Source organism: Thiobacillus sp., from assembly GCA_024235835.1.
In the GTDB taxonomy this organism is placed as follows: Bacteria; Pseudomonadota; Gammaproteobacteria; order Burkholderiales; family Thiobacillaceae; genus PFJX01.
In genome coordinates this window covers 1073888-1093093 of sequence record JACKLQ010000002.1, presented here as the reverse complement: position 1 = coordinate 1093093, position 19206 = coordinate 1073888, and the positions used below count along the sequence as shown (strand labels likewise).

Annotated in this window: 13 protein-coding genes; 1 reads left to right on the top strand and 12 read right to left on the bottom strand. The window is 61.4% G+C overall.

Annotated elements, in window-relative coordinates; genetic code table 11:
- Nucleotides 1-10 precede the first annotated feature (10 nt).
- Entirely contained in the window at nucleotides 11-1510 is a 1500-nt protein-coding gene (locus H6935_13450; protein ID MCP5279345.1) for a PAS domain S-box protein, read from the bottom strand.
- 85 nt (nucleotides 1511-1595) lie between these two features.
- Between H6935_13450 and H6935_13445 the strand changes: the two genes are divergently transcribed.
- Nucleotides 1596-1883: a hypothetical protein gene (locus tag H6935_13445; protein ID MCP5279344.1), complete on the top strand. Its 288-nt coding sequence runs from the start codon at nucleotides 1596-1598 to the stop codon at nucleotides 1881-1883.
- 337 nt (nucleotides 1884-2220) lie between these two features.
- On the opposite strand, the gene H6935_13440 is transcribed toward H6935_13445, so the two are convergent.
- The 11 genes from H6935_13440 to H6935_13390 form a co-directional block, all read right to left on the bottom strand.
- The gene (locus tag H6935_13440; GenBank protein MCP5279343.1) at nucleotides 2221-4311 is read right to left on the bottom strand and encodes a UvrD-helicase domain-containing protein; all 2091 of its coding nucleotides are present in this window, start codon (nucleotides 4309-4311) and stop codon (nucleotides 2221-2223) included.
- A gap of 20 nt (nucleotides 4312-4331) precedes the next feature.
- Entirely contained in the window at nucleotides 4332-4763 is a 432-nt protein-coding gene (locus H6935_13435; GenBank protein ID MCP5279342.1) for a DUF488 domain-containing protein, read from the bottom strand.
- Nucleotides 4760-5401, bottom strand: coding sequence for a DUF488 domain-containing protein (locus H6935_13430; GenBank protein MCP5279341.1), 642 nt, complete (start codon nucleotides 5399-5401; stop codon nucleotides 4760-4762). The genes H6935_13435 and H6935_13430 overlap by 4 nt, the downstream gene beginning before the upstream one ends.
- Before the next feature lie 2 nt (nucleotides 5402-5403).
- The gene (locus H6935_13425) at nucleotides 5404-6102 is read right to left on the bottom strand and encodes a hypothetical protein (GenBank protein ID MCP5279340.1); all 699 of its coding nucleotides are present in this window, start codon (nucleotides 6100-6102) and stop codon (nucleotides 5404-5406) included.
- Between the two features lie 18 nt (nucleotides 6103-6120).
- On the bottom strand, nucleotides 6121-9060 hold the full coding sequence (locus H6935_13420; protein ID MCP5279339.1) for a site-specific DNA-methyltransferase: 2940 nt from the start codon (nucleotides 9058-9060) through the stop codon (nucleotides 6121-6123).
- Nucleotides 9061-9138: 78 nt separating this feature from the next.
- Nucleotides 9139-10272 (bottom strand): Fic family protein, encoded by a 1134-nt coding sequence (locus tag H6935_13415; protein ID MCP5279338.1) that lies wholly within the window; start codon nucleotides 10270-10272, stop codon nucleotides 9139-9141.
- Entirely contained in the window at nucleotides 10269-13328 is a 3060-nt protein-coding gene (locus tag H6935_13410; GenBank protein ID MCP5279337.1) for a DEAD/DEAH box helicase family protein, read from the bottom strand. The genes H6935_13415 and H6935_13410 overlap by 4 nt, the downstream gene beginning before the upstream one ends.
- Before the next feature lie 574 nt (nucleotides 13329-13902).
- On the bottom strand, nucleotides 13903-15324 hold the full coding sequence (locus tag H6935_13405) for an OmpA family protein (protein MCP5279336.1): 1422 nt from the start codon (nucleotides 15322-15324) through the stop codon (nucleotides 13903-13905).
- A 190-nt stretch (nucleotides 15325-15514) separates the two neighbouring features.
- Nucleotides 15515-17542, bottom strand: a complete 2028-nt coding sequence (locus tag H6935_13400) for a sodium-translocating pyrophosphatase (protein ID MCP5279335.1) — start codon at nucleotides 17540-17542, stop codon at nucleotides 15515-15517.
- Nucleotides 17543-17645: 103 nt separating this feature from the next.
- Entirely contained in the window at nucleotides 17646-17861 is a 216-nt protein-coding gene (locus tag H6935_13395; GenBank protein ID MCP5279334.1) for a hypothetical protein, read from the bottom strand.
- 46 nt (nucleotides 17862-17907) lie between these two features.
- On the bottom strand, nucleotides 17908-19164 hold the full coding sequence (locus H6935_13390) for a 6-phosphofructokinase (GenBank protein ID MCP5279333.1): 1257 nt from the start codon (nucleotides 19162-19164) through the stop codon (nucleotides 17908-17910).
- Nucleotides 19165-19206 lie beyond the last annotated feature (42 nt).

Genomic DNA, 19206 nt, shown 5'->3' with positions numbered 1-19206 from the left:
CAGCTTGCCGCTAGTCCACGGGACGCAAGGGTACCTGCACGCGGAATTCGCTCCCCTGGCCCGGCATGCTCTCCAGGCCCAGCTGCCCCCCCAGGGACTGGACCAGGGCCCGGGCCACGGCCAGGCCCATGCCCGTTCCCCCGTGTTTTCGGGTGACCGCTCCGTCCTGTTGGGTAAATGCCTGGAACACCCGGGCCTGGGCCTCCTCCGGTATGCCGATGCCGGTATCCCGCACCGACATGCGCAGCTGCAACTTGTCCTCGGCGTCCGCCACGACATCCATGGCCAAGGTGACGCTCCCCTGGGAGGTGAATTTCACCGCGTTGTCCAGCAACAGCTTCAGGCACTTGCTCAGGGCCTCCATGTCGCCCATGGCAATGTCGCCCATGTCGCCCAGTTCCATATGCCAGGCCAGGCCCTTCTCGAGGCAGCGCCCCTCGAAGCGGGCCTGCATTTCCTCCACCAGCATGTACGGGCTGAATTCCACCGCCCTGACCTTGTAGTTGCCCGATTCCAGATCCGAGTAATCCAGGATGTCGGTCAGGATGCCGAGCAGGCCTTTGGCCGAGTCCATCATGGTCTGGGCAAAGTCCCGCTGCTCCTCGTCCAGGGCGGTTTCCAGGAGCAGTTCGCCCAGCCCGATGATGCCGTTCATGGGGGTGCGCAGTTCATGGCTCATGTTGCCCATGAACTGGCTCTTGAGCCTGCTGGCCTCCTCCGCCTTGGCCTTGGCATCCAACAGGCCAGCCTCATAGGCCTTGCGGCCACTGATGTCATGGATCATGGCCATGACGGCATCCTGGCCAAAATACACCGTGTGATAGAGGTACAACTCAGCATGGAACTGCTTGCCGCCCCGGCCCTTGGAAAGGTATTCAAGCCGCTGGTCCTGCTGCAGCTCGAACACCTTCTCCAGCGCCTCCTCCAGGCCCGACAGCCCGCCATCCGCCGCCAACCCCTCCAGACGCTTGCCGATGAATGCACTGGGCTCGAGGCCGAACATGCGCTGGGCCCCCGTGTTCGCATCCAGCACCCTGCCGCCCTTGCCAAGAAAGAATATGGCGCTGCTCGCGCCGTCAAAGAGGCTGCGAAAGCTGCGCACGCTGGCATGGAAGGCCTTGGACTGGCGACTGATCTCGGTGAGGTCCCGCAGTTGCACCAACCAGCAAGGCGCGTTGCCTTCGGGCAGGACATGGATGGAGACCTGGGCGGGGAAGCTGGCGCCATCCCCTCGCACCAGTTTCTCCTGTTCGGAGGCCATGGGCTGCCTTGTCTCCCGCAGGCGAATGATCACCTCGTCCCAGGCCGGAAGCTGGTGCCTGCTCTCTCGCCGCAGGACGTCATGCACCGGGGCACCCAGCACCTCGTCAGGTGGCAAACGCAGCAGAGCCAGCAGCGCGGCACTGGCGTAAGTGCATGTACCTTGGGCGTCCAGCCCCAGCAGGCAAGCGCCCAGCAAATCCGGCAGCGCCTCAACCTGCTGCTGGCCCAAATCAAGGGTTCCGACCATGATGGAATCCATTTCTGCACTCAGGGTGGTTTTATCGGCCCGGATGACAAAAAATTAACACCTTCACGGAACGCATCCTCCAACCATGCAGAAGATCTTCGACATCCGCGCGGGCGCCTATTACAGCAATGGGGCCTATGGCCGCTCCTGGGGCGTACGCCAGGCCCTGGAATTCGGGATGGATCCGGAGTGCGGCGAGGAGATGATTCGCTTTCGCGGCATGGCCGGCACCTGCCGGCGCAAGGCGGGAGAATGCACCCTGGACGAATTCCGTAGCTGGGCCCGCTACGAGGTGGCCCTGAATGAAAACTCCTGGCAGCGGGTAGGCTACTTCGAGGAAGAATTCCCCGAGGCAGAAGACCCGGCCGACTGACCCAGGCCTTGAGGAAACGGCATCACCTTCAAACGATCAGTCAGGACTTTTTCGGGCAGGAGTTTGGTTGAGCCGTCATCCCAAACTCCCGATAACGGACCTTCACTAACGTCAGCCCCTCGTAGCTGACCTTGGGGACGCCGCCTGTGGCAGGCTGGTCTGGGTCAACTCCGGTCACTAGAGAAAGGCCTCGCAGCTCACTCGAATGTCGGCAATGGTGGGCCATCCGCGTTGGCCAGGGTGTTGGCCAATACTTTGCGCAGCCCAGCATGACGCGGGCGCTGGGCAACCGTTCCTGGTCCTTGATGTTCTCAACCACACAACCAGCGCAGCCCGTTTACACGCGCAAGTCTTCCAGAAACTCCGAAGCCGGTTCGACGCTGGTGACGAGCAGATGATCCCGTGCCCGAGTGCAGGCAACGTAGAGCAGATGCCGCTCCGTGTTGTAGACCTCTTCCAGGTCCGAGTCATCAGCGGCGGTTTCGATGCGCGATTGCAGGGGAATGACCTCGTCGTCGCAAGCCATTACCGCCACGGCCCGGAACTCCAGGCCTTTGGCCAAGTGCATGGTGCAGATCGACACTTGGCCGGTGACGGTTTCCACGTGCTCATCGAGCACCTTGAAGGGCAACCCGGCCTTGGCAACGGCGGCGCGGGCGCGCTCCAACTCGGCATCGGAGCGAACAAATACGCCGATTTCATGGGGCGCCACACCCTCCCGACTGCGCTCTGCCACCCAAGCGCCAACAGCATCAATCTCCGCTGCCTCACTATCGAATGCACGAACGACAGGGGGCGGCCCGTTGAATACGGAAACCGTGCCGCGCCGCTCTTCCTTGTTGCCGTCCACATCCGACACTTCCGGCCCCAGCAGCCGGTCGGCCTGCATCCTGATCTGGTGCGAGGTCCGGTAGTTGATGTGCAGGGTGCGCGAACGCCCGCGTATATCCACGCCTAGCGATTTCCAGGAGAAGGGCTGCTGGAATATCCGCTGGCCCAGGTCGCCAGCAAAGAAAAGGCTGTTCGGCCGATCCACCCCCGCCGTGGCGCCCATGGCCGCCAGAAAGCGCAACTGCGCGACGCTGACATCCTGGGCCTCATCGACCACGACATACTCGAAGGGGGGGTGTTTGCGCTCCGCCAAGTGGGCAGCCAGCTTGCTGAACAGGCCTGAATAGGTGATCAGCCCCTCCGCCTTCAGGCGGGCACGAACCGCATCGAAGATGGACCAGAGGGCGGCGCGTTGCTGTTCCGGCAAGCGTGTTTTTCTACCCAGCCGTTTGACGTCGCGGTAGGACTCCCAACTATCCAGTTGCCAGGCATCGACCAGGTCCTCCCACTCCGTCAGGAGGAAATTCATGCTGAATTTCTGACCAGCCGAGGCTTCTGCCATGAACTGCTTGATCGCCTCACGGGAAGCGATCTGCGGGCGCCCGAACTGCTGTTCATAGAGCCGCTCGCCGATCGCATTCATGGCATGCACTTCCAGGCGTTCCGCCAATCGGGGCTCATTGCTGATCAGACGGCGGAGCTTGGTTCGCAACGCATTCGCCAGGGTGTCGGAGAAGGTGGCCAGCAGCACCCGGCAATCGGGCTGGCTGCGCGCCAGAAACACGGCCCTGTGCAGCGCGACGATGGTCTTGCCCGTGCCCGCCGAGCCGGAAACCCGCGCCGGCCCACTGTAGTCGCGCTCCACCCATTGCCGTTGGGCAGGGTGCAGGAAGATCGTCCACTTCTCCCACGGAAACTCCAGGGCGCGTTCCAGTTCCGCCACATCGTTCATGACCCGGAAGCGGCGCTGGGCGTCGGGATGACTGTAGGGGTCAGACCCAGCGGTGGGTAGGCTGATCTGCGGCTTGCCACCCGTAGCGAGTTCCAGCAAGGCCTCGGCAGCCTCGGCCGGCAGATGGTCGGCCAGGTCCAGCAAGCTGTCCTCGTCGGCCTGGCGGACGTCGGCCAGCCACTCCGCCGGCACACCGTAGCCGAGCAATTCGTCGTCGGAACGCCCAGAGAAAAGGGGTGGCTTCACGCGACTGGTTGGGGTCGCCGGAACAGATACTTCCGTCCCGGCGTGATAGGGAACCCGGACCTCCTCCACCCGCTCGCGGATTTCCACCCACTGGGCCGCGCCGGTCTTGGGGTGGGTTTCCAGCTTACGGCGGTTGGCCCACTCGTAGGCCGGGTCGTGATGATCCACGTAGCACAACAACAGGCTGGATGCCGTCTTGTGCACGATCAGCCGGATGTCGCTGTTCACCCGCACCGACCAGAAATGCTTATCCCGCGCCTTGTCCAGCTTGTGGAAACTCAACCCCGGATTGGCTGGGTTCAGTTGCAGGTCGAAAGCAGTGGTCTTGACGGCCTTCTGCTCGTCGCCAGTCAGCCGGGCGAGGCTGTCGGTGAAGGTGTCGGCGATGCGCAAATCCATTTGCTGTTATCCATCGGCACTCAGAGGTGCACTATCTCAACGTCACCCCAATGCTGCTTCAGATATTCAGCCACCAATCGTCTGTGACAATGATGGGGCTTATCCTCGCTACACAATAAACAACCACCATCGAGCAATTTCCTGTCAAGATTTTCGATCTGCCGAGACCTCATCAATTCCAAGAATTTACTTTCGTATACAGACCAGTCACCTTTGGCCTTCTTGTATTGGTCAAGGATGTCTTTGGTAGGGGCGAGGCTTGGGATATGTCGGTAGTCAATACCGCAAACCGTGCGCGCGAAGTATTTCAAATCGTCTCGCTTAGCAAAGCCGGCAAGCTGAGAAACGTTATTCAATCGGACGTCAATGATTGACTTGGCGCCCGAATGTTTTAACCTCTCAAAAAAACCTTCAGCACTTGTCTTCGTAAAACCGATGGTAAATAGCTTCATTCGGTGGCCTTTAGATCATCATGTTGAGTTTCGTGGGTGTTTTCAGTCGTTCGCCGTTCACTCTGGTCATAAGCAATTCTTCTCGCTTGGCAAGCATAGGCATCGTCGTAAATTTCCCGCTCCGATCGAAACATGTCATCCAGCGACATTCCTAGTGCACTGACCAGGCGCTTGATGGATTCTTCATGTGCCTCGCAGGTGCCGTTTTCCAAGATATGTGTCACCGAGCAACCTCGATTTACCAATTCTCTAGCCACCAAGATAGTTCGATGGCAATCGAGTGGGTCTTTCTCGGCACACATCAGTGCCACTCGAAATTTACCGGCCCCTTCTATGACCCGATCTATTCCCGCCTGGAATAGCTTTGTCTTTGCCAGGCGGTCATATTGCACTTTATCTCCCTTATAACACGAAGGATCCTCGCTCCTGGCACCCAGCTCTTTACCAAGATAGACATAGCGAATTCCCGCCTGTTTGAGGCTAGACTGAAGTTCCTCGCGATTGAATTGCGGATTAAATCGGCTAAACGGCGATGATCGAACATCAGCAATAACCTGAATTGAGTTCTTTATGAGTAAGTCGATGAAACGCTCACTTGAATGAGTGGAGTGCCCTATGGTGAAAACCTCTCGATTCATGGTCAATCCTCGAATAGGTCAGGAGTGATTACAGAAGCAACAAGCCGAAATGCGTATCCGTTCCACACACCGGCAAGACTGATGCAAAGCACTGCATTCTCAATTTCATAGGTTCCCTCGTTACGGGTAAGATAGTCATCCTCCACCCAAGGGTCGGTAACGGATAGAATATAGAAGCGTCCATGATAGTTGAACCTACCACGAACCCGTTTTCTTGACGGGCGCCCTTCGTAGCCTTCCTCACGCTGCACAACAAGGAAAAAACTCTCTGGTCGAATCAGTTTCAACGAACTGGTTATTGAAGGCGTAATAAATTCGCTGATCTTGTCATGAACTCCGTGGTGCGTACTTTCCCCGGGCTGCCAGAAATTCGCGTCGTAGGGATCTATCAACGCAATTACCTGTGCCCAAGTGGCCCTACCGATTGGCTCCCAGTAGTAATCGGAATCGAGAATGTGATTCTCGACCTGATGACCGGTTGGTTGATGGCTAATTAATGGTACGTTAATAATATCGAGCAACTGCGCTCTACGCCCGTTCTCGTAACGCCGTTCATCTTCAGAAACCTCTTGCCCCTCTCTTGCGCTTACTGGGCGAACCCAGTGACCCTCTCTGGGATCGTCAAGCTCCTTTCCCGCCACGCACCGACCTGAAGGCGGTTTTTTGGAGTTTGCTAGGCAGACGATTGTGCGCAGGTACATGACACCCTCCTTCTCTCGTTAGACCCTAAAAACCTTCATCACCTCATCCCCCAGGTGATTGATTACTTTCACCGCGATGCGCCCGGACTTGGGTTTGTCGAACGGCCGGGAGGTGTCGCTGTTCAGGGTGGCCCAGGCTTCTTCGTTGATTTCGGCTTTCAGCGTGTTCTTCAGCGCTTTGTAGGGGTCGTTGGCGCCGAGGAAGTAGGCGTGGCGGACGAAGAAGGATTCCATGTTGTAGTCGGTGTCGATGAACCAGCAGGCGATGCCTTCGGCGCCGTCGCTGCGGACTTCGCCGGTGTTGGGGTGGAAGACATCGACGCCGTTTACTTTCACCCGTACCTGGCCGCGATTTTGCGTCCCCTCGACTTCCAGGATGTCGATGTCGGGCTCGCCGAAGATGACGAACAGGTTGCCCTTACCGGTGTTTTTGAGGTCTTCGGCCATGTGCAGGTCGGCGTTCATGCGGGCCTTGAGCACCGGGATGCGGCCGAGTTTGTCGAACTCGGAGGAATGGGCGTCGTAGTTGAAGGCGCAGGCGATGAGCACGTCGAAATCGGCGTCGCCGGCCTCGCGGGCGGCTTCCACCAGGTCGGGGCGGGAGACGGTGCCGAATTCGGGGCCGATGAAGATGGCGGCACGGCGTTCAACTCCACCCTCAACCCCGCCCTCACCCTGCCCTCTCCCAGAGGGAGAGGGTTCCAGATACCGGCCTTCGGCGCAGACCAGGTTGCCGGGCCAGGGGGTCAGCGCGGTGAAGCTGATCTTGTCTTCCTTGTGGGCCTGCTGGACGCCGGCGGTCTTGAGATTTTCCAGGATCATCTGGACGAAGCCGCGTTCCTCGCCGTAGCCGGTTTCCGGTTCGGCCACCTTGTCGATCAGTTCATCGTTTTCATCGACGGCCAGGACGCGGTGGGGCGACAGGCTTTCCACGGTGAAGGGGCCGGCGACACGGACCTTCTTTTTGTCTTCGTAGGGCTTGTCGTAGAGGTATTCGAACTCGGCCTTGGCGGCGATGGAGGCGTCGATTTCCTTTTGGCGGGCGATGCGGGCTTGCCACCAGTCGGCGTGGAGTTTCTTGGCAGCATCCGACCATTTGGTGTCAGCGTCGCGGGGGATTTCCCATTCCTGCCAAGCGGGTAGGAGCGGGCTTGCCCGCGATGCAACGGTGTCAATCGCGGGCAAGCCCGCTCCTACAGAACCCCGTCCCAGCGCCTGGTTGAGTTGTTCGCGCAGCGGTTCCAGCTTCGCCTGCCACTTGTCCCAGATGACGTCGATCTCGGTGTTGTTGGCGATGGATTTCAGGGTGATGTGCGGCACGCGCTCATAGACGAAGCCGTGGCGGAGGTTGCCGCGGGTGGGTTGGCTGGAGGGGACGGTGCGGGTGACTTCGGCTTCCTTGATCTGGCCGTCGCGGCTGTCGGCGAGCAGGTAGTAGGGATAGCGGGCGCCCATAATGCGGGCGCGAGCCAGGGCCAGGGCGACGCGGGAGGTGTCGAGGGTGATCCAGCGGCGGCCCCATTGTTCGGCGACATAGGCGGTGGTGCCAGAGCCGCAGGTGGGATCGAGCACGAGGTCACCGGGGTCGGTGGACATCAGAAGGCAGCGCTCGATAACCTTTGGATTAGTCTGGACGATGTATGCCTTATCCGATCCGAAGGCAGTAAATACGGTATCTGTCCAAATATTGGTCATCTGGATTGAGGGATTGTCGGCATCACATAGTCGGTACGCTACTGAGGCTCCTCGCGCCATCAGACGAGCGGCCTTAGAAGCTCGTTCGAAACCGACCAGAGTCGTTCGCCAACCACCTGACTTTGGCGGGAAGAAACTCTTGCCCTCAAACTCGATAACGAAGGACGACGACTTGCCTCCTGTCTGGCTTTGGGTCTGACCGGGCCGAAATCGCCTTACCCCTTTAGGCAATGACTCAGCATCTTCACGTTCGCCCCTCGTCATAGGACGAAAGGTCCCATCTTCCATCTGTAGATACGTGTAGGCGGTATCGAGTTGTTCAGCAGTCCTTTCCTTCTTTAGCCGTCTGAATTTAGCTAGAGAGCGGTCCTTTGCGTACCAAACAATTACGTCATAAACGCCATCAAGTCCTTCAGATACCCGGCCACTTGAAGTTTGAAAAATTATCTGGTCAACAAAGTTCTCATCCCCAAACACCTCATCCATCACCGCCCGAACCCGGTGCACATTCTCATCCCCGATCTGCACGAAGATCGACCCGGAATCCGTCAATAAATCCCGCGCCACGGTCAGCCGGTCGCGCAGATAGGTGAGGTAGGAGTGAATGCCGTCGCGCCAGGTGTCGCGGAAGGCCTTGACCTGTTCCGGCTCGCGGGTGATGTGGTCGGTGTTGCCGTCCTTGACGTCGCGGCTGGTGGTGGACCACTGGAAGTTGCTGTTGAATTTGATGCCGTAGGGCGGATCGAAGTAGATGCACTGCACCTGGCCGCGCAGGCCTTCGCGCTCGGCGAGGGAGGCCATCACTTGCAGGCTGTCCCCCAGGATCATGCGGTTGGCCCAGTGGGCGTCGTGCTGATAGAACTCGGTCTTGGCGCTGTCGCCGGGCAGGCCGTTGAAGTCGGCGAAGAGGTCGATCTGTTCGGGGGCCTTGTCTGGCCGGGCTCCCTCACCCCCGGCCCCTCTCCCGGGGGGAGAGGGGAGGAAACGCTTGAGGTCGTCGATCAACACCTTGGGGTGAACCTTTTCCTGGATGTAGAGCGGCGGGGCGTGGACGACGAGGTCGGACCAGTCCTGCTGGTCCTTGCCGCGCCAGACCAGTTGCGGGTCCAGGTCGCGGTTGCGGCGCTCGTAGGCGATGCGGACGGGCGATTGCTCGTTCTTCTGCATCACCGACTGGTATTCGGCGGTGGGGATGTTCTTGCGGGTGGCGTCGTCGTGCTTGAGGGCTTCGACGCTGAGCGGGGTCTTGGGCGGTTTAGCCATGTATGTGTTCTGTCCTGTATAGCCTTGGCCGGATTCGTTTACTTGTTGGTCATTTAAGTTAACGAAAACGCGATTCCGTTAACCAACAAACAATTTAAGGTAAGGATCAAAGGCATAGAGCCGGTCCCGCATCTGTCCCGTGGTTTCGGTCAGTACGCCCAGGCGTTCGAAGTCGCGCACCAGGGCGTGGGCGGTGGGTTTGGATACGCCCAGGGCGTGCTCCAGGTCGTTGGCGGCGATCAGGGGTTGCCGATAGAGCACGTCGAGGGCGGCGCGGGCATTGGGTATGCGCTTGCCGAGGCTGAGGATGCGCTGTTCGACATCGGTGCGCAGGGTGAGGATCTGGCGGAAGACATCGCGGCCTTTGCTGGCGGTTTCCGCGACGCCTTGCAGGAAGAAGCGCACCCAGTGGATCAGGTCGTTGGACACGCGCACGCGCATGAGGGCGTCGTAATAGCTGGCGCGGTGTCGTTCGAAGAAATCCGACAGGTAGAGCGAGGGCTTGGCCAATAGCCCGTGGCTGACCAGATAGAGCGGCACGAGCAGCCGCCCGATGCGGCCATTGCCATCCAGAAAGGGGTGGATGGTCTCGAACTGGTAGTGGCTGATGGCGATTCGGATCAGGTGCGGCACGGTGATCCGGTCGTTGTGCCAGAACTGTTCCAGGTCGCTCATGTAGTCGGCCACGCCTTCGTGGTGGGGTGGGATGAACGCGGCGTCTTGCAGGCTGGAGCCGCCGATCCAGTTCTGGCTGCTGCGGAAGTCGCCCGGTTGTTTGTGTTCGCCCCGGACGCCGCGCATCAGCGTGGCGTGGGTATCGCGCAGGAGTCGGTTGGATAGCGGCAGGGTGGAGAGTTGGGCGATGGCGGTGTTGACCGCGTCGATGTAGTTGCGGACTTCGCGCCAGTCGTCGCGTTTTTCCGGCGGGATGTGCTCTTCCGACAACAGGGCTTCGTCGATGCCGGTCTGCGTGCCTTCGATGCGGCTGGAGGTCTGCGCTTCCTTGACCACGTGCATCTGGATGAACAGGTCGATGTCGGGAACGATCAGCGAGAAGGCGTTGAGCTCGCCCAGGGCGCGGTTGGCGGATTCGAGCAGTAGATGGATACGCGGGTCTTCCCAGGTCCAGTCATGATTGACCAGGGTAGGCTCGAAGCTCTGATAGTGGTAACGCTGCTGCAGGCGCCCGGCCTGGAAGGTCTCGAACTTCATGCGCAGGCGGCCTCGATCATCTTGTTGAACTCGGCTTCGACCTTGGCTTCGAACTCGTGCTGCATCTGGTACACCTCGGTGAATTCGGCGAAGGCCCAGCGGCCGTATTGCTTGAGGTTGTTCACGCCGGGCACCCAGTAGGTTTCCATCGTGGCCTTCTTCTCCTTGGCGTCTTCGCGGCGGTAGCCCTTGATTTCGACGATGAGGTGGAGCAGGTCCTCTTCGCCGTGGCCGTCGTCTACCAGAACGATGAAGTCGGGCAGGTAGGTGCGCATTTCGGAACCGTAGCGGTAAGGCACTTCCAGGCCGAGGTTGTGGTTCTTCACATAGGCCTTCACGTGCGGGTGGGCTTCTGCCACGCGGCAGAATTCGCCCTCCCAGCCGCTATCCAGGATCACCCAGTTGAGGTGGCAGCGGCGGGTGTCGGTTTCCCAGCGGTCCTTCTTGGAGGTGTTGAAGCTGACATGGGCAGTGGTGCCGGTGGGGTTGTAGGGGTCGAGCACCGCCTTGATGGGGCGTTCGCCGATGAGGGCGCGGGTGATGCCGGCGGTGATGCGTTCGCAGGCCATGTCGGCCAGGGATTGGTACATGAGCTGGGCGGGGTAGGTGCCGCCTTTGCAGACCAGGCAGGTATCGAGCCATTGCTTGGCGATGCGCTTCAACTGGCCGAACAGGTAGAGCTTGGGTTCTTCGCCGGGGTCGCGCCACTTGGTGTAGATCAGGCGCTGGGTGAGGTGGAACAGCAGGGTGGAGTGGCGCATGTCGCCGGTGTGGACCAGGTTGAGGTCCACACCTTCACCAATGATGCCTTCAGTGCGTGTTGTTGAAGGGCCGACCAGTTCTGGCGTCAGTTCAAGGATGGAGTCTTCGTTGAACTCGGCGGTCAGGCGCTCTTCCGGCAGTTCCACCCGGTAACCCTGGACGCGGGGGAAGCGAATTTCCAGTTCGTCCCGCTCGGGGCGGATGGCCTTGACCTGGATGGTTTCGCGCGGCGGCTGCGGCGGGGCCACCACGGGTTTGGCGGTGAAGTCGAAGGGGATGCCGAGGACATCGGCGTATTCGACGTTGAACAGGCCGTCCTCGTTGAGCTCGTAGGACTGGCGGCGCAAGGCGCGGCCGATGACCTGTTCGCACAGCAACTGGGTGCCAAAGGCGCGCACGCCGAGGACGTGGGTCACGGTGCTGGCGTCCCAGCCCTCGGTAAGCATGGACACCGACACCACGCAGCGGATGGAGTCGCCCAGGCGGCCCGCCTTGCCGACGGTGTTCATAACCTCACGCAGCAAGTCCTGGTCGGTGATGTTGTCGGCGGCGCGGGGGTCGCCGGTGCGCTCGATGATCTCGCGGCGGAAGCGCTCGATTTCATCGGCGGCCATGCCCCGGAAGTTGTCGTCCAGGGCTTCGCCGGATTCGAGTTGCTCGCTGTCGATGAGCAGGGTCTTGGGGCGGCCGAGCGGGTTGCCGTGTTCGTCGAAGTTGCGGAACAGCTCCAATCGCCCATGCTCCAGCGTGCTCGAACCATCGCCTTTGGGACGCTGGAAGCCGGAGATGTAGTCGTAAACCAGCTTGGAGGTGGCGGTGTTGTTGCAGACCACGATGAAACAGGGCGGCACTTTGATGCCTGCCTGCTCCCACAGGTCGTAGGTTTTCTTGTAGTGGCCGTAGAGGGCTTCGAGGGCAGTTTGCAGGCGGGTCGGCAGCTTGAGCGGGTCCAGCCCCTCGGCTTTGCCGCGTCCCTTCTTCGGCATGTCCTTGCGGATGTGATCCCACAGGTTGCGGAACACAGGTACTTCGGCGCCGGGAATGTTGTCGGCCACCGGCACGCGCGGCAGTTTGACGATGCCGCACTCGATGGCGTCCATCAGCGAGAAATCGCTTAGGGTCCAGGGAAACAGGGTGCCTTCTGCGTAGCCGGAGCCGCGCAGGAAGAAGGGGGTGGCGGACAGGTCAATGACCCGCGTCAGGCCGAGCTTGCGGTTGACGGCTTCCAGGCCAGAAATCCACAGACGGGCGGCTTCGTTGTTCTGCTCGGCTTCCTTCTTTTCGTCGCCTTTCAGGTCTTCGGCTTCATCAGCAGCCTGTTCCGGCTTTTCCCGGTAGCAGTGGTGGGCCTCGTCGTTGATGACCAGGATGTTCTTCAGGCCCATCAGGTCGGGCATGACCCGCTGGATCATCTGGCCTTCGGATTCCAGCGTGTCGAGTGCTTCGCCGCCGCGCCCTTGCAGCAACAGCCGGCCGCCCTTGGACAGGGGAATGCGCTCGCGCAGTTTGAAGGCGTGGTAGTTGGTGATGACGATCTTGGCCCGTTCCAGGTCGCCCATCATGTCGCCCGGCACCAGTTCGCGGCTCAGGTAGTAGCTGTCCGGGTCGTTGGGCTGAAGCACACGTAGGCGGTCCTTGATGGTCAGGCCGGGGGCGACAATCAGGAAACCACGGGTGAATTTCTTGCTGCCGGGCCGGCGCACCGCGTTGATGGTCTGCCAGGCGATGAGCATGGCCATGACCGTGGTCTTGCCGGCGCCGGTGGCCAGTTTGAGGGCCAGGCGCATCAGTTCCGGGTTGGCGTCGTTGTTGGCGTTGGACAGGTGCTCAAGAAACCTCTCGCCGGCCTTACCCAGTTGCGGCGCGACCTCGGTCAGCCAGATCGCGGTCTCAACCGCTTCGACCTGGCAGAAAAACGGACGGATGCCGCTGAACTTGTGATGCCGCCAGTGTTGCAGCAGGCGCGCGGTTTCTGGTGTGACGCGCCAGTCGTTGGGGCTCTGGATGCCGCGCCACTTGTCCACCTCCTGGCGGACGGCGTTGATCATGGACGCGGTTTTTTCGTATTCCTGGGCCTGGGTGGAGAGGCCGTCACCGCCATCCAGCAGAAGTGAGGCTTGTGTCGACTGGCCCTTGCGCTTCTTGGGCTTGGGGATGGGGGTGATGAACTCTGCCCGACGGCGTCGATCAAGAATTTGCTGGGTAGGCTGGCCCTGCGCATCGAGCTCCCAGTGACGCGCCGGGTAGTCGTAGGGCGAATTGAGGATGGGGTGCTCGAAGAATTGGTTGTTCACTATTTTTTAGGTGGTTAAGGCCTTGCTCCCAGATCCGCCTGTCAACGTCGGACAGGGGGATACGATGTGGCTGGGATTATGTTCCAGGCGGTTTCCGACAGCCACCCCACGGGTTCGCGAATGGAGTAAAGGGGCGCGAGCAATAAATCCACCCGAGTTCCATAAAACGTTGATGAACTGAAAGTGGTGGAGTTGGCATTGCTAACGGAGCGCTACTTCTCCGTCGAAGCCGAGGAAAGCAGTCATTGGAGAAAGACCGGGATCAGGTTGGGGTGACCGTCGGCTTAGGCCGACTTCGAGACGGTCAGCAGCATCCAACTGACCGGCGGCTCCAGGTTCTTTGCAGTCATGCACACAAGTTCAGGTGACATTCCCATGGGCAGTTCAGACCGAATTTCAGAAGCACTTGGATTTGGGCCGCAATGAGGGCGAAGTGGTGTAGCTCTGGCTGTCCGTGGGCTTTCAGCATTCCCACGTGAACGCATCATGGAAGTTGGGGGGCGAATGACTCGACGTCAAACCCCGGATACAAAAAAGCCGCCCGAGGGCGGCCTTTTCATGAGAGAAGTCCTGATTACTTGGACTTGGCGACGATCTCGATTTCCACGCGACGGTTGGGGGCGTGACACTCCCGGAGCTGTTCCTTGGGCAGATCGGCCGCGCATTGCACCACGGGCTGGGTGTCACCCATGCCGCTGGTGATGATCACGTTGGGTTTCACGCCCTTGGCGATCAGGTAGGACTTGATGGACTTGGCCCGGGCCTCGGACAGGCGCAGGTTGGCCTTGGCTTTGCCGGTAGGATCAGCGTGACCCACCACCTTGATCTGGTCAATCTCGCCCATGCCTTTCAGCTTGGCCACCACCTCGTCCAGCTTGGCCTTGCCGTCCTTTGACAGGTCCTTGATGCCTGACTTGCCCAGCTTGAACAGGGCATCTCCGGCCAGCACCACCTTGTTGGCGGCGGGGGCTGCAGGCGTGGCCTGGGGCGCCGGCACCGGGGCAACCACGGCCGGAGCAGCCACGACCGGGGCCGCCACCACCACTGGAGCGGCAGCAGGCTTGGCGGCGGGCGCAGGGGCCGCTGCGGGCTTGTCTACAGGCGCGGTGGCTACGGGCGCTGGGGTGGCTACGGGCGCTGGGGTGGCTACGGGCGCCGGAGTGGCGGCGGGTGCCGGAGTGGCTGCGGGGACCGTGAAGGAAGGCAGGCCGATCTGGGGCAACTGGGGCAGGGTGAAGCCCTGCATGCCGGGGATGAACCCGGTCAGGTTACCCAGCATGGCCACCGGGTCCCACATGGCGAAGCTGCCAGCACCCTGGACTGGAGGTGCCGGGGTCCAGGTCAGCCAGCTGCTGGTTCCCTGACCGTAGCCATAAGGGTTAACCACGGCGCCGGCCATGCCGGTGTAGAGGGCAGGGTTGGCCAGGGTGCCTGCCAGGTTCCAGGCCCTGGGGTCCAGGGGCGCCATGCCCCAGCGGATGTAGGTGTTGGGGTTCAGGGTGTTGAGCAGCAGGTTCCACAGCTTGGGGTCCGCCGGCACCATGGCCCAGCGCATGAGCTTGCCCGGGTCGGACAACTGGGTCAGCAGGGCGGTGTAGAAGTTGGGGTCCAGGCTGGCGGCACCCCAGCGCAGGTAGATGTTGGGGTCGGCGAACTGTACGTAGTTACGCACGGCATCGGGATGGGCCATGCTGTTCATCATGGTGAGCCAGCCGCCCGGATCCATCATGCCGTTCATCATGGCCACGTAGAACCCGGGCTCGGTCACCGCACTGGCCCAGGGCAGGAAGACCTTGGGGTCCTTGAAGGCGGAGGTGTTGCGGGTGAAGTCGCTCATGCGGGCGACCCAGCCCTCGGCAGTGGTGGGCACGGCGCTCTTGGCCGCTTCGGCAGCCGCTGCCTGACCGGCGAAGGTGGGGATCTCGGTGGTGCCCATGGCGGCGTAGGCGGGTGCTGCGGCAAAGGCCAGAGCCAGGGTGACAAGCTTCAGTTTCATGACGATCCCTTTCGTGAATATGCGGTGGAAACAGCTATATCAGAAAACCGTGAAATTCTAGTCGTGCCGCCTTTTGGTGGTAAACCATTGCACCGTGGCGGCGATGAATCCGTACTGCGGTTGTTGCATGTTTGTGCCCGCCAAACAAAACGGGCCGGATGTACCGGCCCGTTTCCTGGTCAAGCCTTGGTCACAAGGCGATCAGAGGCACGATCAGCAGGGCCACGATGTTGATGATCTTGATGAGGGGGTTCACGGCGGGGCCGGCGGTGTCCTTGTAGGGGTCGCCCACGGTGTCGCCGGTCACGGCCGCCTTGTGGGCTTCGGAACCCTTGCCGCCGTGGTTGCCTTCCTCGATGTACTTCTTGGCGTTGTCCCAGGCACCACCGCCGGTGGTCATGGAGATGGCCACGAAGATGCCGGTGATGATGGTGCCGATCAACACGCCGCCCAGGGCTTGCGCACCCAGGGTCAGGCCGACGATGAGGGGCACGGCCACGGGCAGCAGGGAGGGGATGATCATCTCCTTGATGGCGGCCTTGGTCAGCATGTCCACGCAGGTGCCGTATTCGGGCTTGGCCTTGCCTTCCATGATGCCGGGGATCTCGCGGAACTGGCGACGCACTTCCACCACGATGGAGCCGGCGGCGCGGCCCACGGCTTCCATGCCCATGGCGCCGAACAGGTAGGGCACCATGCCGCCGATGAACAGGCCGATGATGACCATGTGGTTGGACAGGTCGAAGCTGACGCCGCCGCCCAGCGCATGGGTGTAGTCGGCGAACAGCACCAGGGCGGCGAGACCGGCGGAGCCGATGGCGTAGCCCTTGGTCACGGCCTTGGTGGTGTTGCCCACGGCGTCCAGGGGGTCGGTGATGTTACGGATCTCATCCGGCAACTCGGCCATTTCGGCAATACCGCCGGCGTTGTCGGTGATGGGGCCGTAGGCGTCCAGGGCAACGATGATGCCGGCCATGGACAGCATGGAGGTGGCGGCGATGGCGATACCGTAGAGGCCACCCAGGTCGTAGGCGGCCCAGATGGCGGCGCACACGGCCAGCACGGGGGCCGCGGTGGACTTCATGGAGACGCCCAGGCCGGCGATCACGTTGGTGCCATGGCCGGTGGTGGAGGCTTCGGCGATGTGACGCACCGGGCTGAACTCGGTGGCGGTGTAGTACTCGGTGATCCACACCATGGCTGCCGTCAGGGCCAGGCCGATGAGTGAAGCCAGGTACAGGTTCATGGAAGACACCAGTTGCCCGTCGATCATCACGCCTTCACCCAGGATCCAGGTGGTGACCGGGTAGAACGCCACCACGGCGATGATGCCGGAGACGATCAGGCCCTTGTACAGGGCGTTCATGATCTTGGCGCCCGGCTGGGTCTTGACGAAGAAGGTGCCGATGATCGAAGCGATGATGGACACGCCGCCCAGCACCAGGGGATACACCACGGCTTCAGGCGAGCCGGCGATCATCAGCCCACCCAAAACCATGGTGGCGATGATGGTCACGGCGTAGGTTTCGAACAGGTCAGCGGCCATGCCGGCGCAGTCGCCCACGTTGTCGCCCACGTTGTCGGCGATGACGGCCGGGTTGCGGGGGTCGTCCTCGGGGATGCCGGCTTCGACCTTGCCCACCAGGTCGGCGCCCACGTCAGCGCCCTTGGTGAAGATGCCGCCGCCCAGACGGGCGAAGATGGAGATCAGGGAACTGCCGAAGGCCAGGCCCACCAGGGCGTGGGTGGCGTCCTTGGATTCCATGCCCATGTTGATCAGCACCGCGTAGTAGCCGGCCACGCCGAGCAGGCCCAGGCCCACCACCAGCAGGCCGGTGATGGCGCCGCCCCGGAAGGCGACGTTGAGGGCGGCGTTGATGCCGTCCTTGGCCGCTTCGGCGGTGCGCACGTTGGCGCGCACGGAGACGTTCATGCCGATGAAGCCGGTCACGCCGGAAAGGATGGCGCCCAGGGCGAAGCCCACGGCGGTCTGCCAGCCCAGGGCCAGGAAGATGGCAATCAGCAACACGACGCCGACTAGGCCGATGGTGGTGTACTGACGGTTCAGGTAGGCCTTGGCGCCCTCCTGCACGGCTGCGGCGATTTCCCGCATTCGGTCATTGCCGGTTGGCAGGCCGTTGATCCACTTGATGGACATGACCCCGTAAACCAGGGCCAGCGCTCCCGCCACGAGGGCGAACATCAGTCCTTCATTCATCACCTATCTCCTTGAATACAGCCACATGAATGGGTTGCACCGCACAGCCTCCTCCGGCTGCCTTATGTCTTGTTTTCTGGCCCGTCCCGTTCGCTTCGATTGCCTAGGACTTGCCCATCGCCAGACCGCCTTCGAAACGGGTGCCCGGTTCGAAACCGAAGATCTCGTCCAGCCGCAACTCCCGGATGAAGGCATCCACCGCGGCCTGGCCATGCTCCTTCTGCACCTCGGAAAGGATGAGCTTGGCCGAATTGCCGTTGTAGAAACCACCGAAGTCCGCCTGCACCTTCAACAGCTGCCTGGCGCGATCGAGAGTCATGGGGAGTGAGAATAGACAAGGGCACCCACGGCGCCCTTGATCTTGGTTAAAGCTTGAACTCGGGCAGCTTCTTGGCCACCGCCACGTTCTTCAACGTGACGTAGACCGGCAAGCCGTCCGCGTACTTGGGATAGTCCTCACCCTGGATCAGCGGCGTCAGATAGCGCTTGCACTTCTCGGTGATGCCGTAGCCGTCCTTGCTGATGAAGTCCCGGGGCATGAATTTCTCCACGTTGGCCACCTTGGACAGGGGGGCCATGCCGATCTTGTACTTGTAAGGCGCGTCGGAGAGGCGGTCCACGGTGGGCATCACGGAGTTGTGGCCCTTCACGGCCAGCTCCACGGCCTTCCTGCCCAGCTCGTAGGCCTGCTTCACGTCGGTCTTGGAAGCGATGTGACGGGCGGCCCGCTGCAGGTAGTCGGCCACGGCCCAGTGGAACTTGTAGCCCAGGGCGTCCTTGATCATGTTGGCCACCACGGGGGCGGCACCGCCCAGCTGGGCGTGGCCGAAGGCGTCCCGGGTACCCTGCTCGGCCAGGAACTTGCCGTCGGGGTAGTGGCAGCCCTCGGACACGACGATGGTGCAGTAGCCGTGCTCGGCCACCTTCTGCTTCACGGCGGCGAGGAATTTCTTCTGGTCGAACTCGATCTCGGGGAACAGGATCACCACGGGGATGCCCTGGTCGGCCACCAGGCCCCCGGCGGCGGCGATCCAGCCGGCGTGGCGTCCCATCACTTCCACCACGAAGATCTTGGTGGAGGTCTTGGCCATGGAACGCACGTCGTAGGAGGCTTCCAGGGTGGACACGGCGATGTACTTGGCCACGGAACCGAAGCCGGGGCAGCAGTCGGTGATGGGCAGGTCGTTGTCCACTGTCTTGGGCACGTGGATGGCCTGGATGGGGTAGCCCATGGATTCGGACAACTGGCTCACCTTGAAGCAGGTGTCGGCGGAGTCGCCGCCGCCGTTGTAGAAGAAGTAGCCGATGTTGTGGGCCTTGAACACCTCGATCAGGCGCTCGTACTCGCGCTTGTTGGCTTCCAGGGACTTCATCTTGTAGCGGCAGGAGCCGAAGGCGCCGGAGGGGGTTGAACGCAGGGCGGCAATGGCGGCATCGCTTTCCTTGCTGGTGTCGATCAGATCCTCGGTAAGGGCGCCGATGATGCCGTTGCGGCCGGCGTAGACCTTGCCGATGACGTCCTTGTGCTTGCGGGCGGTCTCGATGACGCCGCAGGCGGAGGCATTGATGACGGCGGTCACGCCGCCGGACTGGGCGTAGAACGCGTTCTTTTTCTTGGCCATGTTGTGTCTCTCCTAAGCAAAAGGCGCGGTCGCCCGCGCCTT